The following is a 15,727-nucleotide window of genomic DNA, read 5'->3' as shown; positions in this document are numbered from 1 at the left end:
CGCCCCCGACCACGCGCACGCCCACCGCACTCCCGGCACCGCCGCACTCCCGGTACCACCGCACTCCCGACACCACCGCCCCCGACATGACCGGCCGCCCGGATTCCTCCCCGGGCGGCCGCCGTCCGCCGTACCCCGGCACGCGCTCAGGTCGACTCGCGGACCACGAGCTCGTGCGGGATGACGACCGGCTCCCTGGGGCCGCCCTCGATGAGCCCGAGGAGGAGATGGACCGTGGCGATGGCCTGATCGGCCATGGGGCTGCGTACGGAGGTGAGCGCCGGCGCGGTGTACGCGGCGGCCTCGATGTCGTCGAAGCCGACGACCGCCACGTCCTCGGGCACGCGGCGGCCCGCCTGCCGCAGCGTCCGCAGGGCCCCGATCGCCATCAGGTCGTTGGACGCGAACACGGCGTCCAGCGCCGGATCGTCCTCCAGGAGCTGCCGCATGGCCTCGGCTCCCGACGCCCGGGTGAAGTCGCCCAGCGCGACGATCGACCGGCGGCCGCTTCCCCGGAGCGCCTCCCGGTAGCCGTCGAGCCGCTCCCGGGCCTCGAACAGGTCCAGGGGCCCGGTGATGGCGGCGATCCTGCGCCGTCCCCGCTCCAGCAGGTGCCGCACGGCGAGCGCGGCGCCGCCGGCGTTGTCCAGGCCCGCGTACGGCACCTGCGGCACGGACGTGCGGTTGAACGAGGCCATCGGCAGACCCGTCCTGGCCAGCGCCGCCGGCAGCGGATCCGTCCCGTGCAGCGCGACCAGCATGACGCCGTCCACGTGCCCCCCGGCCACGTACGCCTCCACCCGGGCCCGGCTCCGGTCGGACTCCGCGAGCATCAGGACGACCTGCTTCCCGGCGGCCTCCAGTTCCCTGCTCACGGCACGCACGACGGTGGAGAACAGGGGGTCGTCGGAGACCACGCCCTGGGGCGGGTCGGAGACGACGACGGCCACCGCGTTCGTCCGGCGGGTGACGAGGTTGCGGGCGGCCGCGTTGGGCACGTAACCCAGCTCGCGGACGGCCCGCATCACGACCTCGCGGATCTGCGGGGCGACGGTCGTCTCGCCGTTGACGACCCGGGAGACGCTCGACTTGGACACGCCCGCGCGTGCGGCGACCACTTCCAGCGTGGGGCGTTTCATCCCGGTCCATTCGATCGACGGCGCCCGACCCCTTCGGGGAGCGTTCTCCGGCGAGGATGACCCCCCTCCGACACCCATGTCAACGGCCGGGTGAAGACGACAGCCGCTCCGCCGACGGGCCGCCCCGCGCCCCCGGTCGCATGGCCCCTCCGTCCCTGCCTTTCCCCTGGTACGGCACGCATCACGCCCTCCTGACGGGTCATGAGAAACCGTTCCCGGAAAGGTCGTTGATGAGTACGTGGTGTTTCCAGCGAGTGAACCGAAGCCTTGACAGCCGATGCGGACCGGCCCATTCTCACCCCTCAGGGAGCGCTCCCTCACCCTTCCCCCCTTGAGGAGACGCCGTGCGTCCGCTGCTTCGCCGCGTCGGTCTGTTCGTCGCCGTCGTGACCACCCTGCTCACCTTCACCGCCGCCCCCGCCCCGCCCGCCCGCGCCGCGGAAGCCCCGCTGTCCCAGGGCAAGAACGTCACCGCCTCCAGCACCGAGGGCGCCTTCGCCCCGGCCGCCGCGGTCGACGGCGACACCGGCACCCGCTGGTCCAGCGCCTTCACGGACGCCCAGTGGATCCAGGTCGACCTCGGCACGAGTGCCGCCATCGGCCGGGTCGCCCTCCACTGGGAGGCGGCCCACGCCAAGTCCTTCCGGATCCAGGTCTCCGACGACGCCACCACGTGGCGGACCCTGTACGAGACCACCTCGGGCACCGGCGGCGTCCAGAACCTCACCGTCTCGGGCACCGGCCGCTACGTGCGCATGGCCGCGACCGAACGCGCCACCGCCTATGGCTACTCCCTCTGGGAGTTCCAGGTGTACGGCTCCACCGCCGGCGCCACCTGCGGAAGCACGGACGCCGCCCGGGGCGGGAACGCCACCGCCTCCAGCACCGAGGGCGCCTTCGCCGCCGCCAACGCGGTGGACGGCGACGGCACGACCCGCTGGTCCAGCGCCTTCGCCGCCGCCCAGTGGATCCAGGTCGACCTCGGCGCCACCCGCGAACTCTGCGGCGTGACCCTCGCCTGGGAGGCCGCCTACGCCAAGTCCTTCCGGATCCAGGTCTCCGACGACGCCAGCACGTGGCGGACCCTGTACGAGACCACGTCGGGCACCGGCGGCACCCAGGAACTGACCGTCTCCGGCGCCGGACGCTACGTGCGCATGGCCGCGACCGAACGCGCCACCGCCTACGGCTACTCCCTCTGGACCTTCACCGTCCGCACCACCGGCACCGACGGCGGAAACACGGGGGACACCCTGCTCTCCTACGGCCGTCCGGGCGCGGCCTCCTCGTCCCAGAGCGACCAGAACTGCTGGGAGTGCACCCCCGCCCGGGCCTTCGACCGCGACCCCGCCTCCCGGTGGGCGACCAGCTCCACCACCGGCTGGACGGACCCCGCCTGGATCTCCGTCGACCTCGGCGCCACCGCACGGATCAACAGGATCGTCCTCCAGTGGGACCCGGCCTACGCCAAGTCCTTCCAGATCCAGGTCTCACCGAACGGCACCGACTGGACGCCGATCTACTCGACCACGACCGGAACCGGCTTCAAGCAGACCCTCACGGTCTCCGGCACCGGCCGTCACGTACGGCTGTACGGCACCGAGCGCGCCACCGCCTACGGCTACTCCCTCTGGGAGTTCCAGGTGTACGGCACCGGCGGCGCGCCGAACCCCGCACCGCCGCTCCCGCCCGACCCGGCGAACCCGCCGCGGCTGGTCTGGAGCGACGAGTTCGACGGCGCCGCCGGGGCCGAGCCCGACCCGGCCAAGTGGAGGGCCGACCCGGGCACCGGCCAGAACGGCGAGCTGCAGTACTACACCGACCACGACAACGCCGCCCTGGACGGCACCGGACACCTCGTCCTGGAGGCGCGCAAGCAGGCCACCCCGGGCAGGGGATGCCCGCCCGACCCGCTGACCGGCAGCACCACCTGCCAGTACACCTCGGCCCGCATGAACACCGGCGCCACCTTCCAGTTCACCTACGGACGGGTCGAAGCACGCGTCAAGGTCCCCAAGGGCAACGGCCTCTGGCCCGCCTTCTGGATGATGGGCGCCGACTTCCTGACCGGCCGGCCGTGGCCCTACAACGGCGAGATCGACATCCTGGAGGTCCTCGGCAAGGACGTGAAGACCTCGTACTCCACGGTCCACGCGCCCGCCTACAACGGCGGCGGCGGCATCGGCGCGCCGTACCGGCTGCCCCAGGACGCCGACTTCTCCGACGACTTCCACACCTGGGCCGCCGACTGGACCAGCAAGGGCATCGTCTACAGCCTCGACGGGCGGACCGTCCTCACCCTCGACAAGGAGCAGGTCGAGCGGACCCGCGGGCCCTGGATCTTCGACCACCCGCACTACATGATCCTCAACCTCGCGGTCGGCGGCGACTGGCCCGGCCCCACCGATGCCACCACCCCCTTCCCGTCCAAGATGCTCGTCGACTACGTCCGCGTCTACCAGTAGCCGGACCGGCACCGGCCGAGGACCCGGCGGGGCCGCCGCCGAAGTCGAACCAGAGCGGCCCCGCCCCCATCCCCCTCGCTCCTCTTCCCCCCTCGACACCAGAGAGGAACAGACATGCGCAGACGATCCCTCCCCCTCCACACCCTGATGGCCGGTGCGCTCGCGATCGCCCTGGCCGCCGCGCTCGGCATCACCCTCACCGCCCGGACCGCCTGGGCCGCCACCGTCGTCGTCCAGGCCGAGTCCTACGCGGCACAGTCCGGCGTGGGCGTCGAAACGACCGCGGACACCGACGGCGGCCAGAACGCCGCCTACCTCGCCGACGGCGACTGGATGCGCTTCGACGACGTCGACCTCGGGGCCGCCGGCCCCCTGACGGCCTCGGCCCGCGTCGCCTCCGCCACCGGCGGCCCCGGCACCGTGGAACTGCGCACCGGCTCGCGGACCGGACCGCTGCTCGCGACCTTCCCGATCTCCCCGACCGGCGGCTGGCAGACCTGGGCGACCCGGACCGCCACCGTCACCACCCACCCCACCGGCCCGCAGACGCTGTTCGCCGTCCTGCGCAGCACCACGCCCGGCGACTTCGTCAACATCAACTGGTTCTCCTTCGACAACGGCACCGGAAACGGCGGCGGCACCGCACCCGGCTGGGTCGCCGTCGACCAGGCGGCGTGGAACGCCCAGCTGGCGCAGTTCCGGGCCATGACCCCGGCCCCGGTGCCCGCCGACACGGTCCGCGTGCCCGAGTTCAACGCCACCTGCGCCTACAGCCACTCCAAGCCCGACGACCCGATCGTCGTCCCGGGCCTGCCCGGCGCGTCCCACATGCACAGCTTCTTCGGCAACAGGAGCACCGACGCGTTCACCACGACGCAGAGCCTGCTGGCCCACACGGGCACCAGCTGCACCCCCGCCGAGGACCTGTCCGCGTACTGGATCCCCACCCTCTACGAGGGCGGCAGGGCCGTCGAGTCCGACGGGGTCATCGTCTACTACGGCTCCCGACTGCCCGACCCCACGGCGACCGTCCCCTTCCCCCAGGGGTTCCGCATGATCGCGGGCAACGCCAAGTCCCAGGTCCCCACCCCGGCGGGCTCGGCCAACCAGTTCTTCTGCGCCGGTGAAGGAGGGGAGACCGGCCGCAGCGCCGACGGCAACTGGCCGGTCTGCGCTCCCAAGGCCAAGCTCGTCCACCAGCTGCTCTTCCCCGACTGCTGGGACGGCAAGCACCTCGACAGCCCGGACCACAAGTCGCACGTCGCCTTCGCCCAGAACGGCAAGTGCGGCGGGGACCACCCCGTCGCCATCCCGTCCGTCTCCTTCGTCATCGGCTACCCGACCTCCGGAAGCTCCGCGGGCTTCTCCCTCTCCTCCGGCATGGCGTCCTCCATCCACGGGGACTTCTTCAACGCCTGGGACAACGCGGCCCTGGGACAGCGGGTGAAGAACTGCATCGTGCAGAGCGCCAAGTGCAACTCCGCCGGCACCTTCTGACCGCGCGGACGGCGTGGGCCCTGCTCGCGGCGCTCCTGGTCACCGGCTGCACCACGCAGCCGGTGACCGGCCCGCCGCGGGCAGCGGCCTTCAACGCCACCGACACCGCGTGGATCCAGCTGATGATCCCCATGAACGAACGGGCCCGCCTCCTGACCGGCCTGGCGCCCTCACGCACGAAGGACCCCGCCCTCGTGGCCCTCGCGGCCCGCACCGGAACGCGACTGGAGGAGGAACTGGCGGGACTGCGCGCGCTCCTGGAGCTCTCGGGCGTCCCCGACACCCGCCCCCACGAGGGGCACGACATGCCCGGGATGGTCGGCCTCGGCACCCTCGGAAGAGCGGAGAAGGCGACGGGAAAGGAGTTCGAACGGATCCTCACCGACGGCCTCCGCGCCCACCTCGCGCAGTCCAGGACGCTCTGCGCGAGCGAACAGACCTCCGGCGGAGCGCGGGAGGCGAAGGACCTGGCCGCCGCCATCGCCACGAACGCCGGACGAGAACTCGACCGGCTCGGTACGAACCCCCGGCCGTGACCGGCGGCTCCCCGGACGCCGCCACCGGCCCCGGTGTTCAGCGTCCGCGGAGCGCGGCCAGGGCGACGGCGAGCGACAGGACCAGGGCCGCGACGAGGACCGCCTCCACCCCGGCACGGGCGTGCAGCAGTCCGCCGACCAGGGCTCCCGCCGCGAGCGTCACCACCGACGCCCCGCGCCGTACGGTCGCCGGCCCCGGCCGGTCCACGGCCAGCCCGGTCAGGGTCCGGGTCATGACGGTCGTGGTCAGATCGGGCACTCCCAGGCGGTGCACGACGGCGTTCTGCAGGCCCATGCCGCAGGCCAGGGGGACCAGCACCGCGTAGCGACCCCACCCGGCCCCCTGACCCGCGAGAGCGAGCGCGACCAGGAGCGCCTGGATCCCGACCAGCGGCGCGAAGAGCCGCCCGGGCTCGGCGTTCCGCCGCCACGCGCCGCCCGCGACCGCCCCGGCCAGGAAGCCCGTCAGCGCCACGGCGGAGGCCGCGGCCGACAACTGGGCGACGCCGGACAGGGCGAACCCGAGGAACACCACGTTGCCGGTCATGTTGGCCACGAAGACCCGGCCCAGCCCCAGGAAGCTCGCCGCGTCGACCAGCCCGCTGAGGAACGTCAGGACGAGCAGCAGCGGAGCGAACCGCGCCCGGGGATGGCCCTCGGGAAACATCCGCCACCCGGCCGCCCCGCTCCTCCCGCCGCCGGCGGCCCGCACCCACCTCATCCCCTCAGTGGAGCAGAGACCACGACGCCCCGCGAGCGCCCCGCGGCCGATCGTGGCGCACCCCTCCCGAACGGCCGCACCACCAGGGACCACGCCGCGGGAGCGGACGGCCGTTCAGGCCGGTCCGTCCGTGAAGTACCGGTCGAGCACCTGCGGCAGGTAGTCCGCCGTGGCGCCGAGGCGCCCGGCCTCGGCCGCCGAGGACACGCAGGCGATCTCGTCCAGTTCCGGACCGGTGCCGCCGTCACCGGCCTGGACGGTGGACAGCCCCGCGTGCAGACGGCGTACGAGAGCGCTGGACGTGGACGGGCAGAGGAAGTGGAAGCCGAGGCCGCCGAACCGGTCGGACCGTGTGAGGGCCCACAGCCGCGGCTCCTCCCCGCCGACGCGCACTCCGGTCTCCTCGACCAGCTCGCGGACGGCGTGCCGGCGCAGCTCCGCCACGTCCAGCGGCGCACCGGCCGGGGGCGGCTCGACCGCACCGCCCGGCAGGCTCCACCGGCCGGGCGCCGCCGTGTCGGGGGACCCGCGCCCGACCAGGAGGCCGTCCCCGGTGGGCACGAGGGCGGTGACGAACACGGACCCGGGAACCCGCGCGGGCGGCCGGATCCGGCGCAGGGCGCGGTAGCGGTACGGCATCGGCGCCCAGCGCACGACCAGCTCCCCGGGCCCGGGCCGGTCGACGCCGAGGCAGGCCACCAGCGGCCCGTCGAACGTGGCGGGGCTGCGGGCCGTCGTCTCCTCCCAGAGCCGGTCCACCTCCCCTTCCTCCCCGGGGGAGAGCACGGGCGTCGGCTCCTCGACGAACGTCAGCGCACGGACGTCGAGGAACTCGACCGGCGCCCGACCGGCCCCGGGCGGTGTGTGGCTCATACGGCTCCTCGCTCCGAGCGGCGGTGAACGGACGGGACCGGGCCCGTCCGCCGACACGGCCCCGGTACCGATGATCCCGTCTCGTCCGGTCCGGGGGAGGGGGATGGGGAGAAAGAGGCCGGGTCCGTATGAAGGACCGGGCCGGTCACGGTCTGGGTGTTCACTCCGTGGACAGAGGCTCCCGGCACCCCTCCCCAGTGCTAACGTCCCGCCCATGCAGCACACCGCCACCCTCGCCATGATGCGAATGATGCCCCCGCTTCCGGAGGCGCTTCGCTAGCGAAGCCGTGTGCGCGCAGGACGCGACGGACCCTCCGACTACGGAGGGTCCGTTTTTTGTCGTCCTCACCCGACCACCGGCGGCCCCGGACGCCAACGGCCCCCGCCGCCGACCCCCTCCCCACTGACAGAAGGCGAAGCCCCCGCCATGACCCTCCCACCGGTCATCTCCCTCACCGACTGCGCCGACCCCAATGCCCTGGCCCGGCAGTCCACCCGGATCGCCGCCCTCTTCGGCGCCACGCCGACCGTCCTGCCGCTGGAAGGACCGGACCCGGAGGGCGGCGCCGCCCTCACGCTGCTCGACCTGCTCCGCTCCACGGACCTGATCGGCGGGCCGACGCAGCCGGTGGTGGTCCTGGTCAACATCGCCCCCAGGGACGGCCACTGGCCCAACGGCATCCCGTTCTGCCACTTCCGCCACGGAGACCACCTCGTCGTCAGCACGGCGAACCCGCGGGTCCTCGCCCCGCTGGCGACCTACCTGGGACTGACGGAGGTCCGGGTCACCGACGTCCGCGAGGTCTTGGAGACCGCCGCCGCCGGATGGGCCCGGTTGACGCCCGACGAGATCGAGGAGATGGCCCGCACCCAGTTCCGGAGCCTCTGGTACGCCCCCCTGCTGGCCCGCTGGCTGGCCGACGGACACCCGGTCCCCGGAAAGCCGACGGACGTGGGCCGGTCCGCCGCACCCGAGGTGCGGGTCGCCGTCGTGGACAACTTCGGCAACTGCAAGCTGGACCGGCCGGCCGCCGAACTCCCCGGCCACGCCACCGGGGAGGACCTGCTCGTGCACAACCGGAACGAAGGCCGTGACGTCCGGGTGCGCTGTTACGACCGGCTCCCCGACGTCCCCCTCGGCGAACCCGGAATCACCGTCGGGAGTTCCGGGATCGGCTTCGCCGAACTGGTCGTCCGCGGCGGTTCCGCGGCCGAGGCATTCGGTCTGCGCCAAGGCGACCAGGTGTTTCGTCTCACCAGCTGACATGTTATCAACGCGTTACCCCGTTGCCCACGGCCGAGATTGACGCCGGTCTCCGCGAACCGGAATGCTGAAACGCATGTCCGGAACTCTTCCGCTGGTACGCCGCCGCCACGTCGACAACGTGCGCTGCGCCGCCGATCTGTGTCGCTGAACGCACCGCACCGGCCTCCCTTTTCCGTACCCCTTTCCCGGACTCCCTTTCCAAGGACCCCTGATGCCCCGCATCCGAACGACCCTCGCCGCTTCCGTCGCCGCCGTCACCGCGCTGGTGGCGACCGCCTGCGCGCCCCAGCCGCAGAGCACCCCCGGAGCCTCCGGCTCCCCCGCCCCCGACTGCACGGTGAACAGCCCCAGCCTCCACAAAAGCGGCCAGCTGACCGTCGCCACCGATTCCCCCGCCTACGAGCCCTGGTTCGACAGCAACACCCCTTCCAACGGAAAGGGATTCGAAAGCGCCGTGGCCTATGCGGTGGCCGGCAAGCTGGGATTCTCCCGGGAGCAGGTGAAATGGGTCGTCGAGCCCTTCGCCCATTCCTACGCCCCTGGCCCGAAGGCCTTCGACTTCGACATCAACCAGATCTCCATCACCCCGCAGCGCGCGAAAGCCGTCGACTTCTCCACCAGTTACTACACGGCCAACCAGGCCATCCTGACCCTGAAAGACTCGACCTTCGCGAACGCCACGTCCCTGAGCGCGCTCAAGAACGCCAAGATCGGCGTCCAGGTGGCCACGACCAGCTACCAGGCCGTGCTCGACCAGCTCCAGCCCTCGCGCCGGCCCAGCGTCTTCAACACGACCAAGGACGAGGTCAACGCGCTGAAGAACGGGCAGATCGACGCGATCGTCACCGACCTGCCCACCGTCTTCTACCTCGCCGGAGCGGAGGTCGAGAACGCGAAGATCATCGGCCAGTTCGGCTACGCGGGCGGCACCCCCGAGGAGTTCGGCCTGCTCCTGCCGAAGAACAGCGGCTACACCTCCTGCGTCAACCAGGCCCTGAACGCCCTCAAGGCCGACGGAACGCTCGCCGGGCTCACCTCGCAGTGGCTGTCCGCCTCCGCGAACGTCCCCGAGCTGAAGCGGTAACGGACCGACCGTGGAACTCGAGAAGACGGCCGTGCCCCACCCGCCGGCCGCGTCACCGGACGACGCCCACCGACCCAGCGACCACGAACTCGCACGGCAGCGCTTCCGCCGCTCCCGCAAACGCCGCCACGCCTGGATCTCCTCCCTGTGCACCGTCCTCGGCCTGGCGGCCCTGGGAGCGGCGGCGGTCGCCTCGCCCGGCTGGGAACGCGTCGACAGCCTGTTCCTCGACGGCGCCGAACTCCGCGCCGCCTTCCCCGAACTCCTGCGGGGCTTCTGGCTCAACATCCAGATGTTCCTCATCGCCGAGGTGCTGATCCTCGTCCTGGGGCTGCTGATCGCCCTGGTACGCGTGTCCCGCGCCCCGGGCCTGCAGCCGCTCAGGCTCGCCGCGGCCGTCTACGTGGACGTCTTCCGCGGCGTACCGACCCTGCTCCTGGTCTTCCTCATCGGCTTCGGACTGCCGGCCCTGCAACTGCAGGGCACGCCGTCCGAGCCCTGGGTCCTCGGAGTCATCGCCCTGGTCCTCTCCTACGCCGCCTACGTGGGAGAGGTCCTCCGGGCGGGGCTGAACTCGGTACACCCCGCACAGCGCAACGCCGCGCGGGCACTGGGACTCAACGAACGGCAGACCCTGCGGCACGTGGTGCTGCCCCAGGCGGTGCGCAACGTCCTCCCGCCCCTGCTCAACGACTTCATCGCCCTGCAGAAGGACACCGCCCTGGTCGCCGTACTCGGCCCGCTGGAGGTGCTGCGGGCGGCGCAGATCAAGGCCGACTACGACTTCAACTACACCCCCTACCTGGGAGCGGCCCTCTTGTTCCTCGCGGTGACCATTCCGCTGACCCGCTTCGCCGACCGGCTCCAGCGGCGGGCGGCACGGCGCACCTGGGCGGGGGCGGACCGATGAGCCGGCCCCTGCTGCGCATCCGGGGCGTCCGCAAGCAGTACGGAGCACGGCCGGTCCTGCGATCGATCGACCTGGACGTCGCCGAGCACCAGGTCGTCTGCCTCATCGGCGGCTCGGGCTCGGGCAAGTCGACCCTCCTCCGGTGCGTGGACCTCCTGGAGGTCGTCGACGACGGCACCGTCCACCTGGGCGACACCGAACTGACCGACCCCCGTCTGGACCCCGACGTCGCCCGCCGGCGCATCGGCATCGTCTTCCAGGCCTACAACCTCTTCCCGCACCTGAGCGTGCTGGACAACATCACCCTCGCACCGCGCCGCGTCCACGGCGTCCCCCGCAGACGGGCCGAGGCGTCGGCCCGCGAACTGCTGGCCCGGCTCGGGCTGGAGGACAAGGCGCGCGAACACCCCGACCGGCTGTCCGGCGGCCAGCAGCAACGCGCCGCCATCGCCCGCGCCCTGGCCACCGAGCCGGAGCTGCTCCTCTTCGACGAGATCACCTCGGCCCTCGACCCCGAGCTCGTGGGCGAGGTCCTGGACGTCGTCGCGGACCTCAAGCAGCGCGGCCTGACCATCCTGATGGCCACGCACGAAATGGACTTCGCCCGACGCGTTGCGGACCGGGTCTGCTTCCTGGAGGGCGGCGTCATCGTGGAGCAGGGCACCGCGGAACAAGTACTGACGGCCCCGAGGGAACAGTCCACCCGCCGCTTCCTCGCCCGAGCCCTCGACCGCTCCTGAAACCCCCTCCCGAAACCCGCTCCTGCAACCCCCTCCCGAACCCCGCCGGACCACCTCCGGGGCCGGCCTCGCACGGCCGCCCCCGGAACCGGCGCATAGGGTGGACCCGTCACGCACGGACGACCATGCGCCCGGCTGCTCCGGACGAGGGCTCCCGGCAGAGAGCGAAGAGGCCGCGATGAGCGAACCGACGAAGCCCGGCGTCGACCTCCCGGAAGGCGACGCCCCCACCGAGCTGACGACCCGGGACCTCGTCCTCGGGGACGGGGCCGAGGCGAAGCCGGGCAGGGTCGTCCAGATCCACTACGTCGGGGTCACCTTCGAGACGGGCAGGGAATTCGACTCCTCCTGGGAGCACGGCCGCCCGTTCAAGTTCGCCGTGGGCGGCGGCAGGGCCATCAAGGGCCTGGACCGGGGCATCAGGGGGATGAAGGCCGGCGGCCGACGCGAGATCGTCGTCCCCCCGCGCCTCGGCTACGGCAAGCAGTCGCCCTCGCCGCTGATCCCGGCGGGCTCCACCCTCGTCTTCGTGGTGGACCTGCTCTCGGCCTGAGACGGACCGGGGACCGTTCCACGGGCTGAGTACGCGTACTCAGGTGCCGTCCGCCGGGCTCCTCCATGCTGGGGCGCGAACGCCGGACCGCCTCGAGGGGACACACGGATGGACCATGCCTTGCACCTGCGCACCGCCACGCCTCAGGACCACGACTGGATCCACGAACTGCGCCACCGGGTGTACGCGGAGGAACTCGGCCAGCATCCGGTGGACCCGTCGAGAAGGCTGAGCGACGGACTCGACGGCGACAACGTCTATCTCGTGGCCGCGCGCGGCGGGACGCGGATCGGTTTCGTCAGCCTCACCCCGCCGTGGGCCGGCCGCTACTCCCTCGACAAGTACCTGACGCGCGAGGAGCTGCCGGTCCTGACCGAGGAGGCGCCGTTCGAGATCCGCGTCCTGACCGTCGAGGAGCGCTGGCGGTCCACCGCGGCGGCGCCGCTGCTCATGTACGCGGCGCTCCGCTGGGTCGCGTCGCGGGGCGGCCGCCGGGTGGTGGCGATGGGACGCACGGAACTCCTCGACATGTACCTCGCCGCCGGACTGCGGCCGGTGGGCCGCACCATCCGCTCGGGCGCGGTCTCGTTCGAGGTCCTCAGCGGCACCGTGGCCGAGCTGACGAGGACGGTCGCGGAGCGCCACGGCCGGACCCTGGAACGGCTGCGGGCGGGCCTGGACTGGCGGCTCGACGTGCCCTTCGCGCCGAGGGCGGACGGCTGCGAGCACGGCGGGGCGTTCTTCTCGGCGATCGGCACCGGCTTCCGGACGCTGTCCCGCCGTCACGAGGTGGTCTCGGCAGACGTGCTGGACGCCTGGTTCCCGCCGTCGCCGGACGTCCGCGCGGTCCTTTCGGAGGATCCGGGATGGGCGGCCCGGACCTCGCCGCCGACGGGAGCGGAGGGACTGCTCGCGGAGATCGCCGGGGTGCGCGGGCTGCCGGTCGAGTCGTTGGCCGTCGGGGCGGGCTCGTCCGATCTGATCTTCCGGGCGTTCGGCCGGTGGCTGACGCCGGAGAGCCGGGTGCTGCTGCTCGACCCGGGCTACGGGGAGTACGCCCATGTCACCGAGCGGGTGATCGGCTGCAGGGTCGACCGGCTCCGGCTGCGCCGCGAGGACGGCTGGCTGCTCGACCCGGCCCGGCTCGCCGCCGCGACCGGCGACGGACGGTACGACCTCGTGGTGGTGGTCAACCCGAACAACCCGACCGGCCGCCACGCCCCGGCCGACGCGCTGCGCGCGGTGATCGAGGCCTCGCCCGCGCGGACCCGGTGGTGGATCGACGAGGCGTACCTGGGCTACGTCGATCCGGCGGACTCGCTCGCCGGCCTCGCCTCGGCCGACGCCCGGGTCGTGGTCTGCACCTCGCTGTCGAAGATGTACGCCCTGTCGGGGATGCGGGCGGCCTATCTGGTGGCCTGCCCCGAGACGGCCGGGGAACTGCGCCGCTGGACGCCGCCGTGGCCCGTGAGCCTCCCGGCCCAGCTGGCCGCCGTGACCGCGCTGCGCGACCCCGCGTACTACGCGGAGCGCTGGGCCCGCACCCACGTCCTGCGCAAGGAACTGGCCCATGACCTGGAGGAGTTGGGCGGGTTCTCCTCGGTCGACGAGGGAGTGGCGAACTTCCTCGCGGTGACGCTGCCGCCGGACGGGCCGAGCGCGGCGCGGCTGGTGGGGGAGTGCCGGCGGCACGACGTCTTCCTGCGCGACCTGTCGCCGTTGTCCCCGGCGTACGAGGGACGGACCGTGCGGATCGCGGTCCGCGACACGGCGGAGAACGCGCGGATCGTGGCGGCGTGCGAGAAGGCCCTGGACGCGCTGGGCGCCCCGGGGCGGGTCCTCCGGTGACGACGGTCGCCGCCCTCGTACCGTATCTCGGCGGAGCACTGGCGGCCGGGGGCGTCGCGGTGGCGGCGACCCGGCGCCGCGAGCTGATGGTCCGCTGGTGCGCGTGGGCGCTCGGCGTGCCCCTGGTGACCGCCGCCTTCTGGCTCGGCCCGCCGGGAATCGCGGTGCTCGCGGCCGTGGTCGGCGCGGTCGCGGTCGCGGAGTTCGGCGGGCTGCTCCGGCTGGGTCCGGTTGACCGGCTGGTACTGGGCACGGCGGTCGTCGCCCTCGTACTGACCGCCTGGCTGGCCCCGGGCGAGGTGCCGCGGGTGGCGGCGGCCGGGGCGCTCGCGATCGCCGGGGTGCCGCTGCTCTCCGGCGATGCGGAGCACGGACTGCGCCGCCTGGGAGCGGGCCTGCTGGGACTCGTGTGGCTGGGCGTCCTGGCCGGTCTCGTCCCGTTCGGCGCCCTCGGCCTGGTGCTGTTCGTGGCCGTGTCGGTCGCCGACATCACCGCGTACGCGGCGGGCCGCCGTCTCGGCGGCCCGCGGCTTTCCCCGCTGTCCCCCGCCAAACGGTGGAGCGGCACGCTGGCCGGGGCCGTGGCCGGTGTGCTCACCCTGGCCGTCCTGTCCTGCCTGACGTGGCAGACGGCGGTGGCCGTGGCGGTCGGCGGCCCGCTGGGGGACCTGCTGGAGTCGATGGTCAAGCGGGGCGCCCGCGCCAAGGACGCCGGCCGCTGGCTGCCCGGCTCCGGCGGCCTCCTCGACCGCATCGACTCCCTCCTCGTCGCCCTGGCGGTGCTACTGGTACTGGGGTGAGCGCGCGAGGCCGACCGGGATCCGGCGCTCGGAGCACACCGCCCGCACCCACTGCGCCGCCCCCGCCCAGGGAGTACGGACACCCTTCCGTTCCGCCTCGCCGGGCAGCGGGCCGACGACGTCCTGATGCGCGAACCGTGGCGGCCGGTCCGCGCGGCCTGGTCGGGCACGTACCACCGCTCCTCGACGGCGGTGTGCGTACGGGACCGGTGCGGCGACCGCCGGCCCAGGGGCGCCACCCGAGGCCACCCCCCCGCCCGTCCCGCCGCGAGAGCACCTTCGACACAAGGCAGGTCAGTGCTCGTGGCCCCCGCCCTCACCCCCTCCCGGATGGTGCGGCTCGTAGCCCGGGATGGTGCCGTCCGCCTTGGCGACGAGGAACAGACCGGCCATGCCCATGTCGGAGTGGCTCTGCACGTGGCAGTGGTACATCCACGCGCCGGGGCCCACCCCCTCGCCCGCGACGACCTGGAAGCCGAAGGAGTCGGCGGGGCCGACGATGAGGTTGTCGACGACGCGGCTGGGGTCGTCGGGGCCGGTCAGGAGGCCGGTGCGGTTGTCGGCCCAGCGGTGACCGTGGATGTGGAAGGTGTGGTAGTACTCGCCGTGCGTGATCGAGACGAACTCGACGCGCTCGCCGAGCGTCGCCCTGAAGTCGGGACCGGCGGGCAGGTTGTTGATCGTCATGTCGTTGAAGACGATCGTGAACGTCCTGTCCGGCAGCACGTCCCCCTCGCGGCGGACGACGACCGGCCCGTAGAGGCCCTTGCGAATGCCTCCGGTGCCGTGGTCCGTGCCGACGACGTGGTCGTGATAGTGCCAGTAGCCCGCGCTGCCCGCCCGCCAGGTGCCGTCCTTGCGGCGGCCGGGGGCGTGGGTGCGCCAGGTGTACGTACGGGTCTCGCCGGGAGGCACGTGGCTCCTGCTGAGCCGGGTGCCGTCGGAGGTGATCTCGTAGTCGACGCCGTGGACGTGCAGGCTGGCGTCGGCATCGGTCAGGTTCTCCATCTCGACGTGCAGGGTGTCGCCTTCGTCGAGCTCGATCAGCGGACCCGGGATCGTCGCCCCGCCCTTCTCCAGGCCGTAGCCGAGCTGCCCGTCGGGAAGCTTCTCGGCGTAGAGCTTGAGGTGGCGGACCCGGCCGCCGGCCGGGGCGGTCCGTGGCGGGTTCTCCACGGTCGGCGCGGAGGTGGCCGAGCCCGCGAAGGACAACGATGTCACACCCGCCGCGACCGCGCCGCCCGCGAACATCCGTCGGTTGAAACTCCGTCTGTCCATGCCGAACTCCCCACCT

14 protein-coding genes are annotated in these 15,727 nt (G+C 72.9%); 10 read left to right on the top strand and 4 right to left on the bottom strand.

Annotation, left to right across the window (positions count from 1 at the left end; all coding sequences use genetic code 11):
• Nucleotides 1-146 precede the first annotated feature (146 nt).
• Complete coding sequence (locus ACIQD7_RS31305) at nt 147-1,139, bottom strand: LacI family DNA-binding transcriptional regulator (RefSeq protein WP_402446121.1); 993 nt, start codon at nt 1,137-1,139, stop codon at nt 147-149.
• 344 nt (nt 1,140-1,483) lie between these two features.
• Between ACIQD7_RS31305 and ACIQD7_RS31300 the strand changes: the two genes are divergently transcribed.
• The 3 genes from ACIQD7_RS31300 to ACIQD7_RS31290 all read left to right on the top strand — a co-directional run bounded on the left by ACIQD7_RS31300 (nt 1,484) and on the right by ACIQD7_RS31290 (nt 5,637).
• A complete protein-coding gene (locus tag ACIQD7_RS31300; protein ID WP_402446119.1) occupies nt 1,484-3,604 on the top strand; it encodes a discoidin domain-containing protein in 2,121 nt (706 codons plus the stop codon).
• 114 nt (nt 3,605-3,718) lie between these two features.
• Nucleotides 3,719-5,101 (top strand): DUF1996 domain-containing protein, encoded by a 1,383-nt coding sequence (locus tag ACIQD7_RS31295; RefSeq protein WP_402446117.1) that lies wholly within the window; start codon nt 3,719-3,721, stop codon nt 5,099-5,101.
• Nucleotides 5,077-5,637 carry a DUF305 domain-containing protein gene (locus tag ACIQD7_RS31290; protein WP_402446114.1) on the top strand — a complete coding sequence of 187 codons (561 nt, stop codon included), beginning with the start codon at nt 5,077-5,079 and terminating at the stop codon, nt 5,635-5,637. The genes ACIQD7_RS31295 and ACIQD7_RS31290 overlap by 25 nt, the downstream gene beginning before the upstream one ends.
• A gap of 37 nt (nt 5,638-5,674) precedes the next feature.
• On the opposite strand, the gene ACIQD7_RS31285 is transcribed toward ACIQD7_RS31290, so the two are convergent.
• Both ACIQD7_RS31285 and ACIQD7_RS31280 read right to left on the bottom strand, forming a co-directional pair.
• On the bottom strand, nt 5,675-6,358 hold the full coding sequence (locus ACIQD7_RS31285) for a YoaK family protein (protein WP_402446111.1): 684 nt from the start codon (nt 6,356-6,358) through the stop codon (nt 5,675-5,677).
• 114 nt (nt 6,359-6,472) lie between these two features.
• Complete coding sequence (locus tag ACIQD7_RS31280; RefSeq protein WP_402446109.1) at nt 6,473-7,231, bottom strand: NUDIX hydrolase; 759 nt, start codon at nt 7,229-7,231, stop codon at nt 6,473-6,475.
• Between the two features lie 427 nt (nt 7,232-7,658).
• Between ACIQD7_RS31280 and ACIQD7_RS31275 the strand changes: the two genes are divergently transcribed.
• From ACIQD7_RS31275 to ACIQD7_RS31245, 7 genes are all read left to right on the top strand, one after another.
• The gene (locus ACIQD7_RS31275; RefSeq protein WP_402446106.1) at nt 7,659-8,495 is read left to right on the top strand and encodes an SAM hydroxide adenosyltransferase; all 837 of its coding nucleotides are present in this window, start codon (nt 7,659-7,661) and stop codon (nt 8,493-8,495) included.
• 214 nt (nt 8,496-8,709) lie between these two features.
• A complete protein-coding gene (locus tag ACIQD7_RS31270) occupies nt 8,710-9,582 on the top strand; it encodes an ABC transporter substrate-binding protein (protein ID WP_402446104.1) in 873 nt (290 codons plus the stop codon).
• Nucleotides 9,583-9,592: 10 nt separating this feature from the next.
• A complete protein-coding gene (locus ACIQD7_RS31265) occupies nt 9,593-10,492 on the top strand; it encodes an amino acid ABC transporter permease (protein ID WP_240449798.1) in 900 nt (299 codons plus the stop codon).
• Nucleotides 10,489-11,232: an amino acid ABC transporter ATP-binding protein gene (locus tag ACIQD7_RS31260; RefSeq protein ID WP_402446101.1), complete on the top strand. Its 744-nt coding sequence runs from the start codon at nt 10,489-10,491 to the stop codon at nt 11,230-11,232. Before ACIQD7_RS31265 ends, ACIQD7_RS31260 begins: the two co-directional genes overlap by 4 nt.
• 178 nt (nt 11,233-11,410) lie before the next feature.
• Nucleotides 11,411-11,785, top strand: a complete 375-nt coding sequence (locus tag ACIQD7_RS31255) for an FKBP-type peptidyl-prolyl cis-trans isomerase (protein WP_402446098.1) — start codon at nt 11,411-11,413, stop codon at nt 11,783-11,785.
• Between the two features lie 108 nt (nt 11,786-11,893).
• Entirely contained in the window at nt 11,894-13,633 is a 1,740-nt protein-coding gene (locus ACIQD7_RS31250) for an aminotransferase class I/II-fold pyridoxal phosphate-dependent enzyme (RefSeq protein ID WP_402446096.1), read from the top strand.
• The gene (locus tag ACIQD7_RS31245) at nt 13,630-14,433 is read left to right on the top strand and encodes a phosphatidate cytidylyltransferase (protein WP_402446094.1); all 804 of its coding nucleotides are present in this window, start codon (nt 13,630-13,632) and stop codon (nt 14,431-14,433) included. The genes ACIQD7_RS31250 and ACIQD7_RS31245 overlap by 4 nt, the downstream gene beginning before the upstream one ends.
• A 294-nt stretch (nt 14,434-14,727) precedes the next feature.
• On the opposite strand, the gene ACIQD7_RS31240 is transcribed toward ACIQD7_RS31245, so the two are convergent.
• Nucleotides 14,728-15,711 (bottom strand): multicopper oxidase domain-containing protein, encoded by a 984-nt coding sequence (locus tag ACIQD7_RS31240; RefSeq protein WP_402446091.1) that lies wholly within the window; start codon nt 15,709-15,711, stop codon nt 14,728-14,730.
• Nucleotides 15,712-15,727 lie beyond the last annotated feature (16 nt).

It is taken from the genome of Streptomyces sp. NPDC093071, assembly GCF_044754545.1.
GTDB lineage: Bacteria > Actinomycetota > Actinomycetes > Streptomycetales > Streptomycetaceae > Streptomyces.
The sequence above is the reverse complement of the archived record's forward strand: the minus strand, read 5'-3'. Positions and strand labels throughout refer to the sequence as shown.